The organism is Microbacterium sp. (genome assembly GCF_035277845.1).
Lineage (GTDB): Bacteria > Actinomycetota > Actinomycetes > Actinomycetales > Microbacteriaceae > Microbacterium.
Genome location: NZ_DATEJS010000285.1, coordinates 1 through 2,670, shown reverse-complemented (window position 1 = coordinate 2,670; position 2,670 = coordinate 1). Strand labels below are relative to the sequence as shown.

The 2,670-nt window shown below is 72.2% G+C and carries 4 protein-coding genes; 2 read left to right on the top strand and 2 right to left on the bottom strand.

Annotated elements, in window-relative coordinates:
- Positions 1 to 184: MFS transporter (locus tag VJR25_RS12525; RefSeq protein ID WP_324115515.1), on the top strand; the 184-nt coding region annotated here is incomplete at its 5' end.
- Positions 185 to 206: 22 nt separating this feature from the next.
- On the opposite strand, the gene VJR25_RS12520 is transcribed toward VJR25_RS12525, so the two are convergent.
- The gene (locus VJR25_RS12520; RefSeq protein WP_324115512.1) at positions 207 to 1,871 is read right to left on the bottom strand and encodes an FAD-dependent oxidoreductase; all 1,665 of its coding nucleotides are present in this window, start codon (positions 1,869 to 1,871) and stop codon (positions 207 to 209) included.
- A gap of 272 nt (positions 1,872 to 2,143) precedes the next feature.
- Here VJR25_RS12520 and VJR25_RS12515 point away from each other — a divergent pair, with 272 nt between their 5' ends.
- Positions 2,144 to 2,419 (top strand): metal-sensitive transcriptional regulator, encoded by a 276-nt coding sequence (locus VJR25_RS12515; protein ID WP_324115511.1) that lies wholly within the window; start codon positions 2,144 to 2,146, stop codon positions 2,417 to 2,419.
- Between the two features lie 10 nt (positions 2,420 to 2,429).
- Here the strand turns inward: VJR25_RS12515 and VJR25_RS12510 are convergent.
- Positions 2,430 to 2,670, bottom strand: a 241-nt coding sequence (locus tag VJR25_RS12510) for a phosphotransferase (RefSeq protein ID WP_324115510.1), incomplete at its 5' end; no start/stop codon positions are given.

The following is a 2,670-nucleotide window of genomic DNA, read 5'->3' as shown; positions in this document are numbered from 1 at the left end:
CATGCAGGTCGGCATCGGCCTCGGCTGGACGATGATCGTGTTCGCGGTGCTGTGCGTGATCGGCATCTTCTTCGTCTACTTCTTCCTCCCCGAGACGAAGGGCCATTCGGTGGAGGAGGTCGTGCGCCTGTTCGAGGGGCCGGTCAACCGCAAGGATCCGTCGCAGCCGTCGGTGGTGCGCTGAGTTCTGTCGCCGGACGCGCCCGCTACGCCGCGGCGCGTGCGGGCTGCGGCATCCGGTCGCGGGATGCCTCGCCCGCCGTCCACGTGCGGTACCCGCCGTCGAGGTTCACGACGTCGAACCCGCGCTGGCTCAGGATGCGTGCGGCGGTGTGCCCGCGCTGGCCGACCGCGCAGTGCACCACGACCGGCCCGTCCGGGATCTCGGCGAGTCGATCCCGCAGCTCGTCGACCGAGATGTTCACCGAACCGGGAATGGCCCCGGCGGCGTGCTCGGCCGGGCTGCGCACGTCGAGCAGCACGGCGCCCGCATCCATCGCGGCGTCCAGCTCGTGCCACTGGATCGCCCGCGTGGTGCCGGTGCGGAGGTTCTCGGCGACGTACCCGAGCTGGTTGACCGGGTCTTTCGCGGAGCCGAACTGAGGTGCGTACGCGAGCTCCAGCCGGGCCAGGGCGGAGGCGGTGATGCCGCCCGCCATCGCCACCGCCAGGACGTCGATCCGCTTGTCGACGCCGTCGCCGCCGACGATCTGGGCGCCGAGGATCGCGTCGGTCGCCGGATCGACGAGCAGCTTCATCGACATGTCCCGCGCGCCCGGGTAGTACGTGGCGTGCGAGGCCGGATGCGTGTGGATGACCCGGTGCGGGCGCTGCGCGGCGAGCAGCTGCCGCTCGCTCCAGCCGGTCTTGGCGGCGACGAGGTCGAAGACCTCGACGATCGCGGTGCCGAGTGCCGGGGCGTTGTGCTCGTCGCGCCCGGCGATGACGTCGGCCACGGAGCGTCCGTGGCGGTTGGCGAGGCCCGCCATGGTGACCAGCGACTCCTCGCCGGAGAGCGCGTCGACCTTCTCGACGCCGTCACCGACGGCCGAGATGTGCGGGACGCTCGTGCGGCCGCGCGTGTCCACCGCGATGCCTCCGGTCGGACCCAGCCGCGCGCCCGCGAGCCGCGCCAGGTGCACGTTCGGGACGACGCCCGCGGCATCCACGATGAAGTCCGCGCGCACGCGCCCGCCGTCGGCGAGCACCGCCTCCCCGTGCTCGATCCGCTCGACCGTCGCCGACGTGCGCACGTCCACCCCGCGACGGCGCAGTTCGGCCTCGATCGGCGCGGCCATCTCGGGATCCAGCGGCGACAGCACGTGCGCGCCCCGCTGGACGAGGGTCGTGCGGATGCCCCGGCGCACCAGGTTCTCGACGGCTTCGAGCCCGATGAACCCACCGCCGATCACGAGCGCGGACGCCGGTTCGGCGGCGGCGTCGATGAGGGCGCCGATCGCGTCGACGTCCTCGACGGTGCGCAGGGTGCGCGTCGGGATGCCGTCGCCGTCAGCCGCGGTGCGCGCGGAGGCGCCGACGGCGAGCACGAGCTCGTCGTAGGTTTCGCGGCGCTCGTCGCCGGTGGCGAGCTCGAGCACCGTGACGATGCGGTTCTCCGGGTCGATGCCGGTGACCTCGTGGCCCACCCGCACGTCCAGGCGGAAGCGCGCGGCGAGGGATCCGGGGGTCTGCAGCAGCAGCGCGGCGCGGTCGCGGATCACGCCGCCGACGTGGTACGGCAGGCCGCAGTTCGCGTACGACGCGTACGGCCCGCGCTCGAGCACCACGATCTCGGCGGTCTCGTCGAGTCGTCGCAGCCGCGTCGCGGCCGACATTCCGCCGGCGACACCGCCCACGATCACCGTCTTCACGTCGCACCCCTTCCCGGGCCGGGATCCTCTGTATACCCTGCCCCGTATTCTGTTATACCCTAGGGGGTAAGCAAAACCCCAATCGAGAGGATCCCCACCATGTGTCGTGCCGTCCCCTGCCGGACCTGCGGAAAGACCACCTGGGCCGGCTGCGGCCAGCACGTGGATTCCGTACGCCGCTCGGTACCCGCCGCCCAGTGGTGCGGCGGCCACGAGAGCAGCCCCGCGCCCACGGGCGGCTTCTTCTCGCGCCTGTTGGCGCGGAGCTGACGATGGCCTCCGCGACCGACGCCCCGCAGACGCAGAAGCAGGTGCTCAACCGCCTGCGCCGCGCACAGGGTCAGCTGAACGCCGTGATCCGCGCGATCGAGGGCGGAGCTGGATGCCGCGACGTCGTCATCCAGCTCGCCGCGGTCTCGAGCGCGCTCGACAAGGCCGGATTCCAGATCATCGCGACCGCCATGCGCACGTGCGTCGCCGGCCCCGCCGACGAGTCCGACCCGATGACCGTCGAAGAGCTCGAGAAGCTCTTCCTCACGCTCACCTGAGACGGCGGGCTCAGGTCGCGTTCCAGAGGTCCCGGTAGTACGCGAGCCGGGCGCGGTCCGGCTCCACGCCGTACGCCTCGATCAGGGCGTCCTGCCACCCCGGGCCGTAATTCCACTCGGTGCTCATGGACGCCACCGCGATGTCCGCCCAGCGGTCGGCGACGCCGAGCGCGCCGACGTCGACATGCGCGATCCAGCGGCCGGCGGCATCCAGCAGCGTGTTCGGGCAGCAGGCATCGCCGTGGCAGACG